Source organism: Chitinophaga sp. 9-1-y, from assembly GCF_059511905.2.
In genome coordinates this window covers 4,632,489-4,656,598 of record NZ_CM197955.1, presented here as the reverse complement: position 1 = coordinate 4,656,598, position 24,110 = coordinate 4,632,489, and the positions used below count along the sequence as shown (strand labels likewise).

The window sequence follows — 24,110 nt, the reverse complement described above, 5'->3', positions numbered from 1 at the left end:
TTTTCACAGTAACTATCACATAGCAAAAAAGTCAGTTAAAAGCAGCACAAATCACTATGAAAAACCAGGAGAAAAAAGTATGGTTCATCACCGGGGCATCCGGGGGCTTTGGAAAATCATTTGCAGAATATGCGATCCAACAGGGATACCAGGTAGTGGTTACCGCCAGGCGTACCGACAAACTGGAAGACATTAAAAAGTTAGCACCAGACCAGGTGGAAGCCATCCGGATGGATGTTAACAGTAACGATGAAATTACCGCAGCCGTTCAGGCGGTGAAGGCCCGCTTTGGCCGCGTAGACGTACTCATTAACAATGCCGGCTATGGCATTGTAGGCGGCGTGGAAGAAACCCCGGAAGCAGAGTTACGGGCATTAATGGATACCAACTTCTTTGGTGCGGTGAATGTAACCCAGGCGTTGCTGCCGTTATTCCGGGAGCAGCAATCCGGTGCCATCGTTAACATTAGCAGTATGGGTGGACAATTATCCTTTCCGGGCTTCGGCGCCTACTCTGCCTCCAAATTTGCATTGGAAGGCATTTCAGAAGCCCTGGCGGCTGAAATGGCACCTCTCGGTGTTAAAGTAATGATTGTAGAACCGGGGCAGTTCAAAACGGAATTAGCCGGTGCTGCCATGAAACATATGCCGGAAATTGCTGCCTATGAAAGCACCGTAGGAGCTACGAGGAGTTTTGCAAAAAGTATGCACGGCACCCAGGAAGGAGATCCCGCCAAAGCTGCCGCCGCTATCGACCAGGCATTATCGGCCACCAATACGCCACTACGTTTGCAGTTAGGCGAAGACGCTGTAGTTGCTATTAAACAACACAGCGAAAATTTGCTGAAAGACCTGGCCACCTGGGAAACGCTGGCGGCCAGCACAAAAGCTTAAATAATGTCAGTACATAAAAAAAGGTGATCTCATCGGGATCACCTTTTTTGTTTGAAATTAACGCGGTTGCACCGCTATTTTGCTGAGCAGCTGCGGACTGCTCATGTTTTGATAATCGTATTGATAAATACCATCTTTGGCGCTTACAAGTAAGCGATGTTGGTTTTCAAATGGAATCACATCATAAGTTTCCACGCCTTCCAGGAGTTTCCTGGTAACAATATGATTTACGTCGCTGGCATCGAGGAACCGCAGGCCATAAGTCCCTTCGCAGATAAATAGCTGGTCCTTGTCAATACCCAACCCAAAAGGATTCTTCATCTCCAGCGTGCTTAATTTCACCGGGCTATCCACATTGCTGACATCAAATACCTGCAACTGGTTAACGTTACCTCCGCAGGTAGTACCACTACGGATGGTCACGTAGGCTTTGTTCCCAGCTACCACTACCGGGTCACAGGCCCTGAAATGCGTAACAGCAGAGCGTTGTGTAGGTGCGTCAGGGTGCGTGATGTCATAAATATACATGGCATTACGGCTACCAATAAACAGGTAGGAGCCGTAGGGGAAAATAGTTTCTATACCAGTATTAATAGTTTGTTCTTTTTTGAGTACCGGGTTAGTGGCATCTGTAATATCATATGATTTTAATTGAAACATATTTACCGTATACAAGTAATTGCTGACAATGGTAAAGCGGGCCATGGAACCTCCTTTGTTGGTGGAGGCCACGCTGTTATAAGCGTTGGCTAGTGATGGGCTGTCAAAATAGATAGGAGTTTTGTCATTCGGCACACAGTCATAGGTATAAGAGGTGTCTTTACTGGCGTATCCTATTATAATACTGTCCTTTTTCCAGTTGGGCGCCCAACCTACGTACATGCCGTTTATGTCTAAGGCATACGGTGTGATATCGTTATATCGTTTCAGGAAGCTAGCCTGCCGGGGATTACTGATATCAAACAGCGTCAGGCTGGTGTAACTATCCGCATACAGCACATTACCTTTGATAGCCATATCCACATTTCCCATCACTTTTATAAATGCAATGTTTTCGGGTGTGGCAGGATGGCTGTTGTCTATAATATGAATACCTGCATTTGGCTCGCTCACAAAAATATACTGATCCTTCACATAGATTTTACCCGTGGCGTGCAAGGTCCGTGGCGGCTCCGCTTTGAAAGAGGCCTCGTAATCCTTCACCGCCATCATGGTGGGCGTATATATTTTCGTGAAAATGGTCTTACGGCACTTATCCTTCACACATCCGCTCAGGGCAAACAACAAAAGCGCTACCAGCGGAAATTTAATGATAGTAGAAATATGCATAAGGGTAGGGGGTTTTCCCTTAAACGGGCCTGCCGAACAAAAGTTACAGGATAAATGCCTGCCTGGTGATCACGATAATTTCAGCATGCCGCCTACCACCAGGTGCTCCTTTTTCGCTGCAGTAATTGTTCAATTAACTGCACTGATTTTTCAAATCGTTCCTCCCAGTTCCCCGTAATTTCTTCATATTGGAGGTGATGCGTATCCAGCACCCGGCGGTGCGATACATCCAGTAAATTTCTTTCTTCTTCGCTGAGGCGGGTACCATCCTGTACGTAAGGCACGTCATTATTGAGGTATAGGTATAAGTCGGCCTGGTTCGCCTGGTAAATGCCCTCGTCGATATCCAGTATTTCTCCAAAGGCATAAGCGCCATACGACAAAGTAATATGGATATCCGTATCAATGATCACCAACGGACTGCTGCCGGTTTCCATTTGACGGATGCGGGCTGCGTGCGTGGAGGCGATCAGGTACAGGTCCCGGATGCCAAAATCGTTGGAATCGGCCACAATATCCCGCCCTGCTTCCATCACGGCGCTGGCATTGAAATGATGCGCCAGTCTTTCTGTTAAGGTTGTTTTCCCGGTGGATTCCGTGCCTAATAATACTACCTTGGTCACCAGGGTTGATTTCACCGCATCGGGCAGCAACGCCCATGCACCGGGTAAATCCGTACGCACGTTGCTGGCAGATACCGGGTATAAATTTCTCTCCGGGTTAAACGGGATATGACGTATGCCCATAAATCCGGCTACCAGGTCGCCATAGGGTTCAGAGGTGATCACCAGCTGATGATCAGGTAACAACTGTTTAAATTGTGCGGCCCATACTTCCGATACTGCGGCAGATGTTTCGGAAGTATTTGGCAGCAGGGTTTCGTCATATACGTAAGTACGAATGTCTATCCGGGAGATATCCCGGAAGGTGGTTCCCAGCCAGCCTTTCCGTACTGCTGCGGGTAATCGCTCCTGCGTACTGCAGCAAATCAGTACCGTTAAAAAATCACATTGCGATAACGCAAAGTTGATCATTGCCTCATGACCTTTGTGAAAAGGCATAAACTTTCCAAACACAAATGCTTTCGTCATACACGAGTTTACTAAAAACTATATTTAAAAGCGACATAAATATTCCGCGGGGCAGATACAAAGTATTTCCGGGTTCCATCCATTGCTACACTGCCATTGTTGTAATAACGAACGTTGGTGAGGTTATTGACAAACAAAGAAACGGTATAACGGGAAAGGCTATACTGTAACCGGGCGTTTGCCAACAGGTAACCTTTAATAGTGGCGGTATTGGCAAAGTCAATGTAAGAGGAGCTTTGATACCTGCCTGTTACGCCCAGCAGCCAGCGTCCGTGATAATACGCCGCATCCTGGTTAATGATCAGCGCGGGTGTTAACACCGGATGGATAGTAGTGGAGGCTTCTTTTATCCGGCTGTAGTTAAACGAAGTATTGTTGGTAAAGCGGAAAGCCTGGTGTAACTGGTAGCTGGCAGTTAGTTCCAGCCCGGTTCTGAAACTCTTATTCACTTTATTGGTGAGCAATAATCCATTGGGCCCCAGTTGGCCGTTGAGTACAATTTCATTTTTAAAATCCATGTAGTAGGCATTCAGTTGTACGTTTAGCCGTTCACGTTGCCACCGTATGCCCAGCTCATGATCGAGTACCCATTCCGGATCGTGATTAACGATAACGGGTTTGCCAATACTATCTGCCGGAAGATCATCATTACCACCGAAGATATCATTCCGCGTAGGTTCCCGGCCGGTTCGGCCAAGGCTGTAGTAAATATTTGTTTGCCGGTTGATAGCAAAATTGATCCCTGCTTTAGGATTAATAAAATGCCAATGGATGGGTTCAAATGCTACGCTACCTTTATAGTTAAAGGTAGCATAACGGTATTGCAGGTCGGCATAAAAGGAAAACTGGTGCAGGTAATATTCTATTTTACTGAACCCGCTGACTTCATTTTTAAAGCCCTTGTTTTGATAGATGGTAGCCGATTGCTCCGTGCCGGTATGTTGCCGGTTGTATATGTTGCCATGTACGCCGCTGGTCCATCTGAAGCGATCATACTGCAGCGTATAATTGCTGAAAAAGCCGGTGAAATGGGAGCGGAAACCGTAGTTAAACAGGGGGGCGGCAGTGGCTTCTCCCAAAAAATTATTAACATCAAAATCGTACCCTCCTTTGAGATAGGTGTAATAAACACTGGAGGTAAGCGTACTATGAATGCCGGGCTGCCAGTTGTGCTGTAATTGTACCAGTCCCTGGAAGAATTCGTCTTTTTCTGCTTTCGTATTAGCGTTGCTGCGTGGGTCTTTCGCGATCAAAGAATCAGCTACCGGGAGCCATGCCAGCCCGTTTTGCTGATGTCCGGCCATGACGTTGAGCTTCCAGGTACTTTTGTTATAGAATAAGCCGCCGCTGATAAAAACGGATTGGGAATTATTAAATGCGTGGCGTTTATATCCATCGGTGTATACTTCCGAGGCCCGCACATATAAGGCTTTCCTGTTTTTGATGCCGCTGTTGTATTCGCCGAACGCCCGGAAGCTGTTGTAGGAACCGTAGCCAATGCCCAACGTATGCGACGCGGTATCGCTAAGGTTGGGTGAAAACAGTTGTACACTGCCGGCATAGCTGGCGGCGCCATTTTTTGAAGTGCCTACGCCCCGTTGTAGTTGTATGCGGCTAACGGAATTCAGGAGGTCGGGATAATTGGAAAAATAGGCGCCCTGGTCTTCCGGCTCATTCAATGGCATGCCATCCAGGGTAGTGTTGATCCTGGTTTGGTCCATGCCGCGTAAGCGGTAATAAGAATAGCCCTGTTGGTTGCCGGCATCTGAATATACGGTAATAGCCGGGGTTTCAGACAAGAGGAATGAGGGTTCCTGCCCGATATTCTTTTCCTGTAGCGTTTTTTTGTCGATGTTCAAAAATGTTACGGGGGTAGTGGGAGTGGCGCGGTAATTAATAACGATCTCCTCCAAATGGCGGGTGCTGTCTTTGTGCGGTGTTAAAGTGTCCTGTGCCTGGGCTAACAAACAAAACAACAGGGATACAGCAGTGGCTGTAAAATATTTCTTCATATCGGTGTACTAATGATAGCTATTAGCTATAGGTAAATGTCGATCTTCCCTGCCTTAGCCAACGGCTAATAGCTAAAAGCTAATGGCTAAAAGCTGTTGCTGTGGCCTATTTAACAGGAAATAATAATTATTGTATTTTGTACACAAATATATAACCTTCCTGTATACTGTTGCTAACACTTTTGTGTTATGTTGAAATAATGTGCTTTGGGGAAATAAACCTGGCCAAGCATTTTAAAACCTGCCTCAAATATTTATCTTTATAGCTTTCTTCATCAAACACGAACATGGACATGAATAAGAAATGTATTATCGCTGGTCTGGTATGCTGTATGGGACTGGGGTTGGTGAGTACTTCCCAGGTAGCGGCCCAGGTATCCGCCATTAAAACGGAAACAGTGAAGGGTGGCTCGCTGATAGGACGTTGGGATATTACCGTGAATGAAAATGGAACAGAAAGACCATCCTGGCTGGAAGTGGAACTTTCCGGTTTCCGTACGCTGGTAGGACGCTTTGTAAGCACCGGCGGAAGTGCAAGACCAATATCCAAAGTAAACTTCGATAATGGCAAATTCAGCTTTGCGATTCCTCCACAATGGGAATCTGAAGATCGCGATCTGACCCTGGAAGGTAATGTTACCGGCACCGGCATCAGCGGTACCATCAATACTTCCGATGGGCATACTTATTCATTCACGGGTGTAAAAGCGCCTGAAATGAAAGGTAACGCTACACCAGCATGGGGCAAGCCCATTAAATTATTCAACGGAAAAGACCTGACTGGCTGGAAAGCATTAGGTGCTAACCAATGGGTAGTGAAAGATGGTATCCTCAGCAGTCCACATTCAGGATCTAACCTGATCTCTGAACAAACTTTTAAAGATTTCAAACTGCACGTGGAATTCCGTTATCAGAAAGGTAGCAACAGTGGCGTATACCTGAGAGGACGTTATGAAACACAGATCATTGATAATCCTAAAACCGATGCGCCTAACAGCCATCTGTTTGGTGGTATATATGGTTTCCTCGTACCTAACCAAATGGCAGTAGGCAACCCGGGCGAATGGCAAACATTCGATATTACCCTGGTAGGGCGACTGGTAACGGTAGTGGCTAATGGAAAAACCATTATCTGTGCACAGGAAATTCCAGGTATCACCGGCGGTGCACTGGATAGCAAGGAAGATACACCCGGACCGATTTATTTCCAGGGTGACCACGGACCGATTGAGTTCCGCAGCATTACTATTACGCCTGCAAAATAAAAAGTGAAATATATTGGAAGAGCGGCTGTATCATTTTGAGATACAGCCGCTCTTTACATTTACTATCGTGCGATTCTTCTTTTTTCCCAGAGATTCGCCAGTGGAAGGTCCAACATACAGGCCAGGTAAATCCTGAAGGCATTGTATTGTTTATCACTCTTATCGAAGCTTCTCAACTGTGGGGTGTATTGGACGCCCCCCATTCCCACCAGTGGTGTGCCAGGAATAGATATCGCCAGGCTCAGGCCCGGACTAATCACCTGCGACCATTTTACCTGTTGTGGTAAGGTAGAATCTTGTGTACCTCCCATTCTATACGATACCACCGCACCAATATCTATAATACTGGCGGTAACGGTAGCTGTAAGTGCTCTTCTCCGGTAAATTCGCTTGCCCAGCCTTTTTACTTTTCCGGGATTAAGAATTTCGTCTATTGTAAGTGTATCTCCCGATCCCAGTTTTCTTCCGAATGTTTTGCTGTAAGAAAGCCCGATTGGCACACTTAAACCATATACCCATCCATCGGGCTTTGGTTGCTTTCCGAGGCTCTCATAGCCCCCGTATATGCCAACAAATGCATTTAGATCAACTGAATACCAATTGCCCCGTTTCCGTTTATAAGATCCTGGAGGAAGCGCATAGGATTCTACTACTTTTGATAGTTGCTGATCGCTCTGCGCCAACGCTGCGTCATTTAGAAATGCTGCGAGCCGGCGTATCAACTGAATGGCTTCGCGATCATTGGCAAATACCAGAGCTGCCATTTGACTGGTCTTTTTAAAAGAAATACTGCTATCTGCGAGTTGAACCGTAACCCCAAGAGAGCTGGTAAAAGTAGTATCTTTTCTAATCAGACGTTTCTTAGCTGCTATCATGTTTGTATCGGCACGTACTCTTTCTAAAGAATCTTTATGATGGATATGCCTCCTCAGGGAGTCGGCATTCCGGTTAACAGTTTTTAGTATTTCGCTATTGATTTTTTGAGGCGATGTAGCCAATGTGTTTAATGTACTGCTACTAATAGTATAGGCGCCAGTCACACCTGCATTATTGCCATAGAAAAGGGAGTCCAGTAAGCCAATCATATTCTGTACGGCACCGGAAAAATTTTTCTTGCTGATCAGGTTATAGATTTCATATACATCACTGGTTGTCTTCAATGCTTTTTGAGCAGCTATTACCTGCGGAGAAGCAACGGTCGTTTCAGAGAACAGGGAGAATAATTGATTTAACGTGGTATATACATTGTAAACACTGTATTTCCAATCCTTTTCATTGCTTTTATCCAACTGTTCCTGTTTCTTTTGAAAGTCCAGCCTTGTCTTATCAATCTGGTCAATAGTAGATGAAATCTTCCCAAACAGAATGCGTATTTTATCGCTATATTCTTTGGCTTTTATATCAATGGTGTTGTTATTAAAAGATAAAACACGCCGGAATGCGTTGTCGTATTTCATATCCATTAAACTGATCATCACACTCAACTGATCCCTGCTCATAAACCTATAGTCTTCATATTTCAGCAAGCGGTAATTATTCCCGGTATCCAATACAAATAATTCACTGTTAACGGCATACAATACACTCACCAGGTCATGGAACTGAAGGTCGTTACTGTCATGATTATAGTCCTGCAGGTACAATTCTTTAATCATATCCCTGAATGCATAGCGTTTACTCAGCAAATCAGCGATGGAAACAGTGCCGGAAATAAAAGTCTGGTACTTCTCTGTTTTAGGGAAATGAAGTTTGAACCAGGCGCTGGAAAATACATTGGCGGGCATCGTTACAAAATCTTTCGATAATGCATATTGCCATTGCGCGCCCATATTGGGTACTTCATAAGTTTCCCGACTGTTTAATGTGGCAATTGTATTGGGGAAAAAAGTACGAATCAGTTCATATCGTTTGGCATTTTTTGTCATAGTCTCAAAAAACCACATGACCCCTTCCTGCTTTACCCGCCGGGCAATATAGATGGCTAAGGCGTCAATCATTTCAGACTCACTGGGTAACCGGAAAGAAGCACTGCCACCGCTGGTAGCCTCGTAAATGATCCTCTGCATTTCTTCCTGCGTAGTTTGACTGGATTCTATTGCCTGTCTTATATTATTGCCCGCCACGTAGTTTTGGGGATTGTTCAATGGTGAAATCGCCCGCAAATAATCTGCCAGTGAATCTTTGTTGGTTTCCAAATATTGGTAAACACTATCTTTAAATGTAAGAATCCGGCTCTTTTGACTAGTGATGATACTGTCAAGGTTGCTTATCTGGATACGGAATTTTTTTTCAAACAGGGAATCGGCATATGTATACATCATCGTTGACGAGTCTGGAGCGCCATTCAACTTGTTTTTTTCTCCTTCTAATGCGGATCTTATCGTATTACTGTCCTTGAGCAGAAGACTGTTATTTAAGAGTGTGTCAATCCTGCTGATATACGCAGTTTTGTCTCTGATAACCGGCCGCCGGGTAATCAGATTGCCTAGTTGGAGTGTGTCTGCATTATATTGTTTCTTATTGTTTTTATAGACAATGTCCAGCCCGACATAATCAGATTTTATCTTCTTTATTTGTCTCTTCAAATTGTCGCTGATTCGCCTTGTGTTTATATCAACCCTGTCGGAAATGAGGGAGTCAACGGTTACATTTTTAAACAGTAATTGATTCACAAACTCTTTAAGCTTCGGGTAATACCTCAGCTTCTCTGTGAGGAGTTTGACTTTATCGGCTGTGCTACTTTCGTCTTGCGCATCTGCATACCAGAAAATAGCAGCGAGCATTTTTCCCTGCTGCTCAGGTGTTAACTTGTCGATCATGAAATTTTGATCGCTGATCACCTTTGAAATTTCATAAGCATTCCGGAGTTTCAAAATACTATCTGCAGGGGTTTGTGCATAGCTGGCCATAAATGTCCCTAGCAGTAAGAAAAGAAAGTAAATTTTTTTCATTTGATTGATTATAGTGGTTATAGGAATATATCAACCCGGCCAGGCTTGCTCACAGGAATACAGGAATAACACTTTCCAGTCCAGACAGATAAGAACTTTATATGTAAATGCCCGACAATAACGGCGGCAGTCGCACTGCGCCTCACGTATACCTTAACGAATAGAGATTACTTTTTTGAGATATCAACAATCAACAGCTTTAGGGGATTTAACGGTTATTTTAATGTCTTTCAGCAATATAGGAATATTTTACTATACCACAAATTTGTTTGTGCCATCCTGATAATAATTACCGCCATTCATGATGGGATTACCACCATCTGATAATTGACGCTTTATAAGGACTCCTCTTTTTATTACCTTAATTCCTGTTAAGAGAACCCCATTACCCCAATTGTAATTTTTACAGCTATGCAAGCCATTCAGCAAACCCCTGCACTGAAATCGAATACGGTTTCAGGAAAAATTCTGCATAAGGAAACCGGTGTAGGCCTGGCAGATTTATTGGTTGTATTGGTAGACCTGGATAAATGGACGGACCCCGAAAACCCCACTACTCCCGTCATCGCCCGGAGTAGTACCACCAGCGGCAACAGCAGCGTTAATATCAACGACCTGTTTAATGCCGGCGACCGCATCGGATCTGTACTTACCAATGCCGCCGGCGAATTTTATCTCGAAATAATACCAAAGGATTTTAACCTGCCCAATACGCCCAGGGAAACCAAACCCGATCTGCTGCTGGCGGTATTAGTAGCAGAAGAACCGGGACTAACATTAGAGAAAAGGCTCCTGTACTTCTCCCTCGATATCCGTTTGAATGCCGGCACCAATGAAGCGTATATCATCAAACTGGATAGCCTGCTGCTGGATGAAAAAGGGGTGAAAGTGCCGGCCGTCGGGGCTGTTCCCGGTGATACCACCAGCATGCTGAGCGCCCTGGAAAAAACAATGAAAGGCAACAAAGATTTTTTAACCGGCAAACAAGCCCTGCTTAAAAACAATATTATCAATGTACAGGATAGCAACAATGCCGTTAGAACAACCACTTTTACGCAACCTTTTATTAATAGTATTTCCAAAGTACCCGAAAGCTTCCGCAACAGCTCCCTGTTTGTGAAGCCGGGTATCAGCGTGAAAGACACCGTATTCACCAACATCAACACCGCCGTAATAGATACTTTCGGCACCGCCATCCCTCCGGGGAGCAGGCAGGTACAAGGATTTATTTATCTTTCGGAAGAAGAAAAAAATAAATACCAGCCTTACCTCGATCCCGTTAGCGGATGGTTTATTTTACCGGATGCGATCGTGGAATCAGATATTTTGCCGAAAATTTTCAGGAAAACAGCCGAGGGTTCGGCAAAAGATTTCTTCCTCGATCATCCTGCCACCCGCCTCGCCAGAACTACACGGGCTACCCCCGCTGCTACTTCCGGCGGTACCGGCGGAAGTGGAGGTACTACCACCATTCCTCCCACTACAGAAAGCGATATACCACAGTATGTGGCGCACCAGATGATCACCGCCACCTCCCCGGAAGAACAGGTGGCTGTTGGATTACCGATTATTTCTTTGGAAAAAAGACCTTCTAACGAGGACATAGACAATAACATCAACAACACCATCTTTCAAAAAGGCCCCGCAGATGTACCGGCATTTTACGATTTTCATTCGCTGAAAATTGCGTTTGAAAATGTTTGGCAGGAAGCCATCGACCTGGGCTTAATCAATAAAGCGGAACAATCTTATAACCAGGTAGTAGCCAATGGTGGCGATCCGTTTACCGTTATCATGGGTACTTTTAATGTGTCTGGCTACCTCCCGGATAAAACACCCATTGAAGATCCTTCCCAGGATGTAATCATAGAATTCCCGGAAGCATTAGCGGTCTGGAACCGGCTGCTGCCCATGGAAAGGCGAGTATTGAATATGCTCGCCCTTACCCTCACACATAATTACAATGAAGGATTATCTGATTTTCTGGCAGAAGGATTTGGCCCGCATAACAAACCCATTCCGGATCTGGATACCAATATCATCAAAGACGGAGGTAAAGAACAGGTGATTTCCCTGTTCAAACAAAAGGGTAGCAACCTCGTACGCACTGCCATTGAACGCCTCAGCGATAACGACGAAGTGGCCAACGAACTATCCTCCCTGCAGGACGCTAATAGCCTTATTACCGAACTGCGCGCGCATTTGAATACCAATTATTCTTTTAAGTATTACGCCGCCAACAATACGGAACGAAGCGTCAACTTCGGCGTATTGCTAACCTATCAGCAAAAGTGGGAGCCACAGAATTACCAGGCGGGAGAGCTGGTGAAAACAATTCCATTGTCGCCGCGGGAAACGAGGAAGTATGCCAAGAAAACAACGGTTAAAAAACACCGGAGTAAAAAGGAACAGGAAGAAAACCTGAAAATAACCAAGTCCGATACTTCGGATACTTCCAGGGCGGAATCAGATATTATAGACAAAGCCAGTAATAAAAGTACCGTCGATGCTTCTCACGAAGCCAAGGCGGGTGGCACCATCGGGCCTATTGAAAGCACTACCACCTCTACTGTGAAGCTGGGCAGCGATGCGGCCAAAGATTCCCAGCAAACCAAAAAAGATTTTCGGGAGTCCGTAATGAAAGCAGCACAGGAATACCGCAATGAAAGAAAAGTGGAAATCCTGACAGAAGAAACTTACGAATCCGAAATTTCAGAATCAGGGGAAATCACCAACCCGAATGATGAACTCACCGTCACCTATTTATTTTATGAGCTGCAACGATTGTTTAAAATCAGCGAACGCCTTTACCGGTTGCGGCCCGTTATCCTGGTAGCACAGGAAATGCCGTCGCCACATGATATCAGCAATGAATGGGTGATTTCGCACGACTGGATACTGAGAAGATCCTTGCTGGACGATAGCTTTAAAACCGGCATCGATAATATTTACCTGATCAATGGAGAAAAACTCCTGTTGGATGAACTGGAAAGAACAGTGAGAGAGCAACGTGACATCATCAAAGAGCTACGCCAGAATGTAAAATTTTACAATGACCAGGTAGGTATTTTAAGCCGTGCCATGCAGGCCGCTATCACAGCGCAGGCGAATGCGCTCTCCGGTGGTAGTGGCGGCTTGTTTGGCAGCATCCCTATCATTGGCGGCATCATGGACAACAGCATCGTAAAAGGAGTGGGTAGTTTATTTGGTATCGGCGAAGGTGACGACAGCTCCCAGAATAGGTCTGAAGCAGCCCGCATACGCAGGGAAGCCGCTACGGACGCCTATCAGCGGGCAGAAACGGATCGCCGAGATCTGATGGCGCGCCTCGAAAATGAAAACAATACCCTCAACAGCCTGAGTAAAGAGCTGGCTGAAAAACGAAAAGATTTCATCGAAAAACAAACTCACATTGCCCGCGTACTGGAACACTTCAAGGATAATATTCTTTACTACATGCAGGCCATCTGGAGTGCCGAATATGCGGATCAACGTTTTTTCCGTTTGCTTGACACCAAGGTACCCATCTTCCAGGGAAATTATAAAGTAAGCATCAATGCTACCCCTGCGCCAAAAGGACTCAATGATTACGCCGTACCCAACAAAACCCGCCACGCCTACACGCTGCAGGTAGATATGCAGGTGCAGGAAGCCACCCTGAAAGAAGTGGCCGACCTGGATAACCCACTGGGATTTAAAGGCAACTACATGATCTTCCCGCTGAATGAATCTAACATTCTGACCGACTTCATGATGGCGCCCTACATTGATACCGAATTCGGACTCACCGACCCCGATAACCTCGGGAACTGGAGCCTCGACGATTTCGAAAATTATATCACCAGTTTGCGGGAACAAATGGGAGACGCTTTTTCTACCATCGAGGAGGAATTGAAACAGCTATATACCCAACTACTGATGGATCCATTACGCAGCGGCGATGTACTCACCGTGCCTACCGGTTCCCTGTTTATTGAAGCACTGCCGGGATCACATACCATCCTGGAATACTTTAAACTGGCACATCGCTTTGAAGATGTGAAGAAAGTACAGGCCGAAGTACGTAGCCTGGAACTGGATAATATCCGTCGTGCAGCCCGCCTCGTCACCAAAAAATATGATGATCCTAAAACAGATAAAAAGATTGTAGTAGAAGGCACCGGGCTCAATTCCAATATTGATGTAAATGATATTTAACGGCATTGGCCATGACAGAAAATAGCACCGTAGCGAGTTTCCGGAAGATCATTGAACAGGTGTTTTCTCAGAAAACAGAACGGATAGCCAATCAAACCGATTTCAATGACAAGTACCAGCACCTGTTTACCAAAGAGTACCAGGCTGCTATCAAAATTGTGCTGTCTGTCCAAGACGCCCAGGTGCTGGTACAACTCATGAATGCTTACCTGGAATTGTACGCCCGCTATAGCTACAATACCAACTGCATTCATTATTACATGTCGGATGTTACTTTTCAGTGGCTGATTTTTCAAAGCGCCAAAGTAGACCATAACCACGGCGACTTGTTTGAGATCTGGGATAAAACGCTGACAGGTGATCCCACAACAGACAGCTATAACAGCTTCAAAAAGCGGTTTTTAGATCTCAATCCCTCTACCCGTTCTGCGATCAATGCCTTCCGTGAGGAGCAGCGGAAGAAAAGGATGCAAAGCAAATCGATACTGGATACGTTGAAAGATGAGTATGCCCGTCAGTATGGCTATCCGCCAAAAGCTGGCAGCGACTTATACGACTTTGATCCTAAATCCAGCGTCTCCGTAAAATCACGCCTGGAGTGGCAACTGAAGAAAGTAGAGCCGGTTTGGAATAGCGCCGCCGGAAAAGATAACTGGAAAGAAGCAGATGTAAAGGCACTCAACAAAGCACTGGACGACTTTTCAGGATATATAAAACAGGAAGCAGGTGGTGACGTACTCGTCATTTTCCAGGTCATAAAATATTTGCGGGATGAGTATACGCCCGTAGTAACGAAAAAGGAAGATAAAAAAACACAACGCACCGAAACTTATATCCGAGACCCGGACCCACGCAAAGCCACTTTATATTATGTACTCTATGTGATCACCTGCGTCCGGCTGATGGCTATCGGGCAGGCCGTGCGGCTGTATTCACGCAACCGGTTTGGATTTACCACTGAAGAGGTTAGCTGGTTCCTGCACCCTATCAAAAGTAGCTATCAATACTATTCCAATATGGAACGCATTATTACCTCCCGATTGGATGGTAAAGTAACCGTGGAAGTATTGGCAGATGAATTGAAGGCATTCTTAAATATCTATCAGCTTACCAAATGCCAGTTGCAGGGAATGGATTGGGTAAACCTGAAAGATACCCTGAAAATTCAGGGTATCTGGACCGCCATCAATGATTTCACAGAAGCGGTTGCCTATGCCGTAAAAGGAAACAATGGGGCGAAATTGGAGGCGTTGGTAAGCAAGCCGGAAAATGTGCCCACGTTGCTGCATCTCAAAACGATCAGTGAAACGAAAATTGCGTTAAATGCCACGGGGCCGGAACTGGGAAAGGGAACTGTAGGTGCGGGAAGTAGTGTGGGTAGCAATAAGGCGTATGGTGGCATTACCATCGTGTATATAGATCCCGATAACCACAATAATATCTACATTGAATTTGAGGGACTGAAGCCTCATTTGTTCAAGGTAAATGAAAAGTTTGTGGCAGACCATTTCTATGGCGCGATGATTTTTGAAATTTATAAAAGCACCCAGGGAATTGTAATTATTTCGCAACTGATATTTATGGCGATGGGCTTTCTGCCGGTGCTGATAGAATCAGGATTTGCGGGTTTGATTTATGAAATCGTATTGTTTTATAGCGGCAGCAAAATAGAAGAGCAGATTGAGAAAGTAAGTCCTACCGCAGCCAAAATATTTGGGTTAACATTTATGATGTTCGCTCCTCGTCCACACTTTGAACCTAAAATGCCGGGTGTGCCGAAAAATCCGCGCATGGTGGGCCCTGATAATACCGGTTTATCCGATGCATTGAATGTTCCTCCCAGGGGAGGCGCATTAGACTCCGCTACCGGCACTATCCGGGCGGAGAATGAGCTGGGCTCCATTACAACATTAGAGAAGCCCACAGAAGCCCAATTGGCCAAAGCGCTGGAGCAACAGCGACAGGTAGATATCGCTAACCGGGAATTAAGAGGCACCTGGAGACGGGCAGTGGATAAAGTCAGGGATATCGCAGGCCGGGCGCCTGCCGTTAACGCGGAAAATGCCCAGGTAGTCAAAGCAAAAGCGGGAGAACTGCTAACAGTGGAGCCTCCCGTGCAGCCCGCGATGGCTGGAGGTTCCATGATGCGTACCGGTGGCAGATCGGGCATGAACAGCAGGGGCACAGGCAGTGGCGCCGGCAGTGGGAAAATCATGAGCCGGGCGGAAGCAAATATCCGCAAGTCGGCTGATTTCAAAGCATTGGAAGAGTACCAGGGGATGCTGTCTAAAGACATGGCAGCCCTGCATAAAAAGGAAATCGCGAAGATCTTCGATGGCCTCGCCAACAAAACGCTGGGCGTAACTGCTGCGGAGAAACAAATCAGGACGCTGCTCAACAATGCGAAAGAAGCTACAGGAGAATTTGTGGCAGACGGGTTGATTTATTCCAATTACAAAGTACTCGCAGTCGTGAATGTGCCTGCCCGCACCAGCAAAGTACCCATACTGGACAAAGTATACAAAATACGTGATGAAGATACCGGTCAGATAAAATTCCTGCTGTCTGAAGTGAAAGGAGGGGAGCGAACAGCGCTGGGCAAAACCAATGCCTATAAGATTACTTTCCGGAACGGGGAAGCTATCTGGACAGAAACCGGTAAAGGAACGGTGGTGCAGGCATCGCCGGAATGGTATTGGCAAAGGATTGTAGAAATTTACGAAAGCCCGGGTGGTAAGCAGTTAGCCTATGAATTGCTGGAAGCTATGCAGAAAGGCCGGATTGAGCCATTTGTGATTAAGTCCGGTAGTGCAATGGCGCCTAAATTCCGGATGGATAGTGTTAATGGGTTTATGAGTTACTTTAAGAATATGAAACTACCGTAGTGGAATTACGAATTACGAATTACGGATTTGTGAGAAGATAGTAAACGCGAATATTACCTTCGCTTATATCTTCTCACAAATCCGTAATTCGTAATTCGTAATTTTTTTACGCCGCCTTCGCCTGCTTCAACTGTGCCGCTGTCAGCAAGGCTGGTTTCAGCCGGATAATATGCATAAAATGTAACAACTTCATCACCTGGTAGCTGGGATCCAGTTCATACCATTTTTTGGCGAAGTTGGGACTGTCTTTGAATTTATGGTGATTGTTCTGAAACAGTTCACCCAGCAGGATGATACCCCAGGGAGATGTATTCCGCGAATGATCGCCGTTTTTAAAGTTCTGGTAACCGTATTTATGGCCGCACCAGTTTACCACTGCGCCCTGTACGGGACCCATCAGGAAATGGATAGGTAACAACAGGTAGAGGTACCACATGCCGGCAGGCACAAAAACTACGTAGAAGCTAACATAAGCTGCCATCCAAAGGAGGCGGGTGATGTTATTGTCGCCGAATTTATCCATTGCATCCCACTCTGGTAAGGGTTCTTCCAGGAACTTGGGATCTACGGTACTGGTGCGGGTAACGAAGCCGTTATAGATACTGCGGGTATGTATCATCATGCCCCAAACATCTTTGAAGAAATGTGGTGAGTGCGGATCTTGTTCGGTATCGCTGTATTCGTGGTGCATACGATGCATCACGCCGTATGCTCTTGGAATCAGGTAAGAAGATCCCTGGAAAAACCAGGTACTGAAATAAAAGAAGCGCTCCCAGAACTTGCTGGTGGTATACATTTGGTGCGATGCATACCGGTGCAGGTAAAATGTGTGAAAAAACAGGGAGAAAAACCAATGCACCCCAAAAAATATCAGAATAGCTGTCATTTTTTAACGTTGATATGTGATAAAAAGTCGTTAAGCGAAAATAAAGTTCCCGTATCAGGAATACGAAATTAGTAGTTCGCCGCGTCCTTTTCGTTCACATTTGTGAAGAAATCAACCGCCATTCATAATTTCTCTTCTTAAGCGACTTAAGCTCTGCGGTGCAATCCCCAGGTAGGAAGCAATGTGGTAATGCGAGAATTTATTCAGCAGGTAGGGGGTATCTTTTAATAATTGCAGGTACCGGTCTTTGGCGGATCGGGTAAATAAATTGAAGGCGCGCTGGTAAGTATAGCTAAAACCGTTGTCGGTAAATATTTTTACGATATCATGCATTTTGGCGGATGCTGCCATCATGATTTCAAAGTCTTTGTAGCGCAGTTCTACCACCTCCAGATCCTTGATAACTTCCACCGTAAGTGCGGAAGGAGTTTGATTGATGAAGCTGTGGTGATCAATAATAATGGAATTTTCGAAAGTAGCGTCGGGGTCGTTGAAGTTAAAAGTCCAGGTATATTCCTGCCCCTGGTCGTTCACAAAATAGGACCTGGCAGTGCCGGCAATCACGAAATACATTGCTTCACATACATTGCCGCCCCGGAAGATAATATCGTTTGCTTTAAACTTTTTCTCCCGCAGAAAACCGGATAGAAATTCAGCATCTTCCTCACTTACATCGGTGAACCTGGAAATAAAGTCAACTATTACTTTCATTTTCCAAAGATAGAAAAATAAGTAATCAGCCAATGAAACCCGGTACCATGCCCTGTTGCGGAATGTCGTAAAAAACCCATTTATTGTCTTATTCGCCCCTTTCTTTTTTGATTGAAATGAATATCTTTGTAGCATGAAATAACATCTATTCGTGTGATAACACTTATCACCCCGCTATAATTTTCACCGGCAAAAGTGTTCCTTTTACCGGTAAAACGGTGAGCCTGACCGGAAAGCTTTTTTCCCTGCAATACGTCATATATATCTTTACCGTATAAATGCCACTTGCCCGTCAAGACAGGGGTGATCTTATCGTCTATTAGAAAATCTGAACCTTGTTTCTAAACCACTACTATGTATACATCCAAAAAGGCCGCTATTAGTTTTATTTTCATTACACTACTCATTGACATTATGGGGTGGGGATTGATTATCCCTGTGATGGCCGATCTGATTGCGCATTTAAAGCACATCCCGGTTAACCAGGCCAGCCCATACGGCGCCATGCTTTTGTCCGTTTTTGCGATCACCCAGTTTGCATTTGCACCTGTTATTGGTAACCTGAGTGATAGATTCGGACGTCGTCCGGTATTATTGTTATCCTTACTGGGTTTCGGGATAGATTATATTATCCTGGCGCTTGCGCCTGCCTATGGCTGGCTGTTCCTGGGCCGTGTTATTGCAGGTATCACCGGCGCCAGCTTTACCACTGCCACGGCTTATATTGCGGATGTGAGTACAGACGAAACATCCCGTGCAAAAAATTTCGGACTCATTGGAGCTGCCTTCGGACTCGGCTTTGTGCTGGGGCCTGCACTGGGAGGTTTACTCGCTCACTGGGGTATGCGGGCGCCTTTCTACGCCGCCGCTGCACTTTGTTTGCTGAACTGCCTGTACGGTTACTTCTTCCTGCCGGAATCATTACTGCCGGAAAACAGGAGACCTTTCGAATGGAAAAGAGCCAACCCATTTGGTTCGTTGAAATTCTTAACCCGTCACAAAGAAATAGGCGGACTGGCACTGAGCTTTTTCCTTATTTACCTGGGTGCACAGGCGGTGCAGGGTAACTGGAATTTCTTCACGATTTATCGTTTTCAATGGAGTCAATCAATGGTAGGGTATTCTCTGGCGGTAGTAGGTGTGCTGGTAGGTGCCGTACAAGCAGGACTAACACGGGTCATCAATCCTAAAATCGGTAACGAAAAAAGTATTTACCTGGGATTATCACTTTACACTATCGGACTTGTGCTGTTTGCCTTTGCCACACAAAGTTGGATGATGTTTGCCTTCCTTGTTCCATACTGTCTGGGTGGTATTTGTGGACCATCCCTGCAATCAGTGATCTCCGGGCATGTACCACCGAATCAGCAGGGGGAACTGCAAGGTTCGTTGACCAGTTTGATGAGTCTTACTACCATTATAGGTCCGCTGATGATGAACAGTACTTTTGCTTATTTCACCAGTAGTAAAGCCCCATTCCATTTCCCAGGCATACACTTCCTCATTGGGGCAGTATGTATGTTGCTCAGTATTATTCTTACACATAGAATATTGAGCAGAGAAAAAATAACAAAACCTGAATTGGCTGGTGTGATTGAGGGTAGTGAAGAACTGAAAGGAACACCAATGCATTAAGCAGAAAGCGAAAAGCAGAAAGCAAAAAGCTATTGTAGCAAATGATCAAAGCCTGGGATTAAATATCCGCTCTTATCATTTGCTACAATAGCTTTTTGCTTTTTCGCTTTCTGCTATTTGGCCGATCCTCTTTCTACACTTTTAATATCTTCCTGCCTGTCTTTTTTGAAGTCGAAATGATTAAAGGCAGGCGTTTCCGGTACGGCAATGGTATAGCTGTTCAGCTGCGATATCTCCACGGTAATGGTGCCACTGCTAAGGTCTACAATGTGTCCGCCGGCATCTTTCTGATCAGATAAATAGTGGAAGTGATACCCGGAGATGTTGGTATTATCCATGTACGCAGGCAGGCGGTAGCCAATGAGATCTCCTTTACAGTTGTTGAACTGGAAGAAGTGTTGGCGGTCCAGCATCCCTGCCAGCTGTGGATAGGGGTGTTCCTGTACTGGTGGGAAGGCCCGGGTTTTAAGGTATTCGAACTGCCCTTTGATATGAATGGCATACATACCATTGACGTTAGGCATAAGGCTGTCGAGGTATGCATACAATTGGGTTTTGTTCATTTTTGTGCGTATGGTGATGACGCGGCCAGGCTCAAAATAATTGACCATACAAAAGGGTACCAGGTCTTGCGAATGCGGCATTTCGAAGGTTTTACCGGAAGATTGTGTTTGGTAGAACTTTCCGTTAAGCACCATGATTTCTCCGTCCAGTTTATCGGGCGCACCGAGACCAAAATCGCCTTTGGTTTTTAAAGAATCGATGGAGTAGAAGCCGTCGTATAAGCCACCCATCAAGCCGCTGGCGATGCCGGCGGTAAAGAGGTGGTGGGTGTCAGGGTGAAAAGTGGTGTCTGGTTGATGGTTCACCGCGGAGGTGCATAGGGGTAATACCAGTAAAAGCACTAGTATACGATAGGAAAGTCCTTTTTGATGTTGCATATGCATTGTTGGAAGGTATGTGAGAAAGTGGGCCATAGTGGCTTGTTTGAGAGTGTAAGTTATAGAATATACAAGATAATTAAAATAAACCTTCCGTAATGCTGCCGGAATTTCGTTAATTAAAGCAGGAATTCACCAATATCTATTGCACCTATGCTCGAAAATATTTCAGCGGTTACGGTTACTACGCCACGAAAATGGCATATCCGCCTTGTTACCAATCTCACCTTCTGGGTGTTGATTGCCATTATTGCTGCGGTGATATTGGGCAGTGTGGCGCCGGCTACTGCGGTAAAAATGGAAATTATCGGCAAAACATTTATCGATATCATCAAATTGTTTATTGCGCCAATCATTTTTCTGACCATCGTTTTAGGGATTAGTGGCATGGACGATCTGAAAAAAGTAGGGCGCATAGGGGTGAAGTCGCTGGTGTATTTTGAAGTGGTGTCAACGGTGTCGCTCGCAGCAGGTGTACTGATGGCTTTGCTGATGCAGCCTGGCAAAATAGATAAATCCAGTTTGCAAATCCAGAATGCGTCGAAGTATACGACCCGGGCTTCCGAAAGTTTCGACTGGTGGAATTTCTTCTCAAATAATCTTACACTGCAGGTATTGCTGGCAGCAGTGGTGGTTGGTGTATTGCTGAACTATTCCAGGTACCGGCACCCCGCTATTAGGGGCCTGAGCCGGTTGTCCAAATGGGTATTTACGGCGTTGAAGTATGTGATGTACCTGGCTCCGCTGGGGGCTTTTGGTGGTATGGCCTACACCATTGGTAAATTTGGTTTGCATACGTTGGTGCCGCTGGCCAAGCTCATGGGCACGGTATACCTGACTATGGCCATTTTCATTTTAGGCGTGCTGGGAGGTATTTTGAGATATTACAAAATGAGTATCCTGCAATTTCTCCGCTATATCCGCGAAGAACTGTTGCTGGTATTAGGTACCTCTTCCTCTGAGTCGGCGCTTCCTTCCATTATGCAGAAGCTGGAAAAAATGGGCTGCAGTAAATCAGTGGTAGGATTAGTAGTACCTACCGGCTATTCTTTCAACCTGGATGGAACGTCTATTTACCTGTCTATGGCCGTTATTTTTATTGCGCAGTTATACGATGTACACCTGGGTATGGGCGAATTGATCAGCATTATCGGGATACTGATGATTACATCGAAAGGGGCAGCGGGCGTTACTGGCAGCGGGTTTATTGTATTGGCATCTACCTTAACTGCTATCCATAAAATTCCAGTAGAAGGTCTGGCCTTTTTACTGGGGGTGGATAAATTTATGAGTGAAGCCAGGGCGCTGACAAATATTATTGGCAATGGTGTGGCCACCATTGTGATTGCAAAAAGCGAGAAAGAATTCCATCCTCCCGTAGAAGGCGTCCTGCCGCTTAGCTAAACATTCCGAGCAAATGTGCGGTGGCAGCAGGAGAGTGCAGTATCGCCGTTTGTTCCATGGTAGTAGTGGCCGCGGCAGATGCACGTGCCCTCATTTGTTGTTCATAAGCGGCTATTGCGCGGTGTACATCAACGTAATTATCTTGTGTTAAACACTGGCTTAATTCCAAGGCATCCAGCATGGCCATATTTACACCTTCTCCGGCAAAGGGGGGCATGAGGTGAGCGGCATCTCCCAGTAGCGTGATATTGGGTAATGCTTCCCAGTGCTGATCCAGTGGCATACAATACTGCGGACGTGGAATGAACGGAGTGGTGGCTTTTGCTATTAACTCCTGCCACAAAGGGTCCCAGCCGGCGAAGGTAGTTTGAAACCAGGCCATTACGGCTGCGCGGTCGTTGAAGTTGATACTGCTGCTGTGTACCCAGTCTTCGTTTGTTTTACAACCCGTATAAAACACCAGGCTTCCATCTCCCTTACTGCTGAGGATGAGTGTTTTTTCATCGCTCATCACAAATACTTTTCCGCCGTCTACTAACTGATGTAATGCCGGAACGGTACTAACGCTATCGTATACACTGCCTTCCACCATGGTTACGCCGGAGTAAAAAGGCCGGATGGGTGTTACCAGCGGACGCACAATAGAGTTGGCGCCGTCTGCCGCAATCACGATGTCTGCCTGGGCAGTATGACCATTTTGAAAAGTCAGTTGCCAGTTGTTGTTGGTTTGCTGTAATGACGTGAGGCGGCTATTCCATACAACGGTGCCGGGTTGCAGGGAATCCAGGAGGATGTTTCTCAGCGGACCGCGATCTATTTCCGGCCGGAACATTTCTTCGGCTGCATTGATGGGTTCGTCCATCAGGAGTTGCATATTTTTATCTGCGATGCGTAGCTTATCTGCGCCGGGACGGTAGTTGGCTTTGAAGGCAGCTATGAGTCCTGCTGCCTCAAGGGCCAGCAGGCCGGAGTCGGCATGGAGGTCGAGGGTGGCGCCTTGTACGCGTACCGATTTATTGAGGTCTCTTTCATATACGCTGATATGTGCGCCCGCCATTTGTAAAAGCCGGGCCAGTGTGAGGCCGCCCGGGCCGCCGCCTATAATGGCGATCTTTTTGTTTTGGAGTAAATGCATGTGTTACTATTTTAGTTAGATGAGTATGCCTTTGATCACTGCTTCGCAACAGTCACGGATCATTTTTTCAGTAATAATTTGTTTGGGTCTTTCCTGGTAGTCGAAGTATTCACCAAGCAGGTCCAGTACCGGTGAAAACAACAGGGCGAGGTATACGTCGTGTGGGAACTTTTTGATGATGCCCGCGTTACTGTGATGTTTTAAAAAGCGGTGTACCGGCGCAAAAAAATCGCCCTGCCGGATGTTATTCTCCTGGTATGCCTTATTCAGCAGGGGAGAGGATTTGCCATATTGCATCAGTACAAATGCGGGGCGGTTATTTTTAAAGTAATGAAAAATGTTCCGCCAGATTTGTTGCATGCCCGCTGCAAAATCCATGGTTTCCGAGAAATGCTCCAGCACGGCCGCTTCATAGGCGCCCAGTACTTCTTCTATATATAATTTAATAAGCAAATCTTCCTTGTTCTCGTACTTTAAATAAATAGTACGGGGAGATATGTTGGCTGCTTTAGCCAGTTGCTGCATGCTCAGGTTTTCCAAACCCTCTTCTGCAATTATTTTCAGGGCAACGCTACGAATAGCGGCTTCTTTTTCGGTATTCCGGGTACGCATATTGAATCAAATAACTATGCAAAAGTAAATGAACGTTTACTTATGAACAAATTATTTTTAAAGCGGCCTGGGGAGAAGGAGGACTACGGGATGTAAAAGATGTGATGAAAGCAGGGAAGGGGGTACAAAAAAGGTTCCCCCGCCATGCAGGGGAACCCGGGTA

Annotated in this window: 15 protein-coding genes; 6 read left to right on the top strand and 9 right to left on the bottom strand. The window is 45.7% G+C overall.

Annotated elements, in window-relative coordinates:
* Positions 1-56: 56 nt before the first annotated feature.
* On the top strand, positions 57-893 hold the full coding sequence (locus AC5ZC7_RS18225; protein WP_496157474.1) for an oxidoreductase: 837 nt from the start codon (positions 57-59) through the stop codon (positions 891-893).
* Positions 894-950: 57 nt separating this feature from the next.
* Here AC5ZC7_RS18225 and AC5ZC7_RS18220 read toward each other — a convergent pair whose 3' ends face one another.
* The 3 genes from AC5ZC7_RS18220 to AC5ZC7_RS18210 all read right to left on the bottom strand — a co-directional run bounded on the left by AC5ZC7_RS18220 (position 951) and on the right by AC5ZC7_RS18210 (position 5,325).
* A complete protein-coding gene (locus AC5ZC7_RS18220) occupies positions 951-2,222 on the bottom strand; it encodes an LVIVD repeat-containing protein (protein ID WP_496157475.1) in 1,272 nt (423 codons plus the stop codon).
* Positions 2,223-2,314: 92 nt separating this feature from the next.
* A complete protein-coding gene (locus tag AC5ZC7_RS18215; RefSeq protein ID WP_496157476.1) occupies positions 2,315-3,313 on the bottom strand; it encodes an AAA family ATPase in 999 nt (332 codons plus the stop codon).
* 11 nt (positions 3,314-3,324) lie between these two features.
* Entirely contained in the window at positions 3,325-5,325 is a 2,001-nt protein-coding gene (locus AC5ZC7_RS18210) for a TonB-dependent receptor domain-containing protein (protein WP_496157477.1), read from the bottom strand.
* A 293-nt stretch (positions 5,326-5,618) separates the two neighbouring features.
* Here AC5ZC7_RS18210 and AC5ZC7_RS18205 point away from each other — a divergent pair, with 293 nt between their 5' ends.
* Positions 5,619-6,590 carry a 3-keto-alpha-glucoside-1,2-lyase-like domain-containing protein gene (locus AC5ZC7_RS18205; RefSeq protein WP_496157478.1) on the top strand — a complete coding sequence of 324 codons (972 nt, stop codon included), beginning with the start codon at positions 5,619-5,621 and terminating at the stop codon, positions 6,588-6,590.
* A 62-nt stretch (positions 6,591-6,652) separates the two neighbouring features.
* Here the strand turns inward: AC5ZC7_RS18205 and AC5ZC7_RS18200 are convergent, their stop codons facing one another.
* The gene (locus AC5ZC7_RS18200; RefSeq protein ID WP_496157479.1) at positions 6,653-9,541 is read right to left on the bottom strand and encodes a hypothetical protein; all 2,889 of its coding nucleotides are present in this window, start codon (positions 9,539-9,541) and stop codon (positions 6,653-6,655) included.
* 411 nt (positions 9,542-9,952) lie between these two features.
* On the opposite strand from AC5ZC7_RS18200, the gene AC5ZC7_RS18195 reads away from it, so the two are divergent.
* Positions 9,953-13,738, top strand: coding sequence for a hypothetical protein (locus AC5ZC7_RS18195; protein WP_496157480.1), 3,786 nt, complete (start codon positions 9,953-9,955; stop codon positions 13,736-13,738).
* Positions 13,739-13,749: 11 nt separating this feature from the next.
* Positions 13,750-16,623 carry a hypothetical protein gene (locus AC5ZC7_RS18190; protein WP_496157481.1) on the top strand — a complete coding sequence of 958 codons (2,874 nt, stop codon included), beginning with the start codon at positions 13,750-13,752 and terminating at the stop codon, positions 16,621-16,623.
* 106 nt (positions 16,624-16,729) lie between these two features.
* Here the strand turns inward: AC5ZC7_RS18190 and AC5ZC7_RS18185 are convergent, their stop codons facing one another.
* Both AC5ZC7_RS18185 and AC5ZC7_RS18180 read right to left on the bottom strand, forming a co-directional pair.
* Positions 16,730-17,509, bottom strand: coding sequence for a fatty acid desaturase (locus tag AC5ZC7_RS18185; protein WP_496157482.1), 780 nt, complete (start codon positions 17,507-17,509; stop codon positions 16,730-16,732).
* A 111-nt stretch (positions 17,510-17,620) separates the two neighbouring features.
* Positions 17,621-18,220: a cyclic nucleotide-binding domain-containing protein gene (locus tag AC5ZC7_RS18180; protein ID WP_496157483.1), complete on the bottom strand. Its 600-nt coding sequence runs from the start codon at positions 18,218-18,220 to the stop codon at positions 17,621-17,623.
* Positions 18,221-18,574: 354 nt separating this feature from the next.
* Here AC5ZC7_RS18180 and AC5ZC7_RS18175 point away from each other — a divergent pair, with 354 nt between their 5' ends.
* The gene (locus AC5ZC7_RS18175; protein WP_496157484.1) at positions 18,575-19,855 is read left to right on the top strand and encodes an MFS transporter; all 1,281 of its coding nucleotides are present in this window, start codon (positions 18,575-18,577) and stop codon (positions 19,853-19,855) included.
* A gap of 113 nt (positions 19,856-19,968) precedes the next feature.
* On the opposite strand, the gene budA is transcribed toward AC5ZC7_RS18175, so the two are convergent.
* Complete coding sequence (budA, locus tag AC5ZC7_RS18170; protein WP_496157485.1) at positions 19,969-20,796, bottom strand: acetolactate decarboxylase; 828 nt, start codon at positions 20,794-20,796, stop codon at positions 19,969-19,971.
* 153 nt (positions 20,797-20,949) lie between these two features.
* Here budA and AC5ZC7_RS18165 point away from each other — a divergent pair, with 153 nt between their 5' ends.
* Complete coding sequence (locus AC5ZC7_RS18165) at positions 20,950-22,200, top strand: cation:dicarboxylate symporter family transporter (RefSeq protein ID WP_496157486.1); 1,251 nt, start codon at positions 20,950-20,952, stop codon at positions 22,198-22,200.
* Here AC5ZC7_RS18165 and AC5ZC7_RS18160 read toward each other — a convergent pair.
* Positions 22,193-23,335: an FAD-dependent monooxygenase gene (locus tag AC5ZC7_RS18160; RefSeq protein WP_496157487.1), complete on the bottom strand. Its 1,143-nt coding sequence runs from the start codon at positions 23,333-23,335 to the stop codon at positions 22,193-22,195. The genes AC5ZC7_RS18165 and AC5ZC7_RS18160 overlap by 8 nt on opposite strands.
* A gap of 15 nt (positions 23,336-23,350) precedes the next feature.
* The gene (locus tag AC5ZC7_RS18155) at positions 23,351-23,947 is read right to left on the bottom strand and encodes a TetR family transcriptional regulator (protein ID WP_496157488.1); all 597 of its coding nucleotides are present in this window, start codon (positions 23,945-23,947) and stop codon (positions 23,351-23,353) included.
* Positions 23,948-24,110 lie beyond the last annotated feature (163 nt).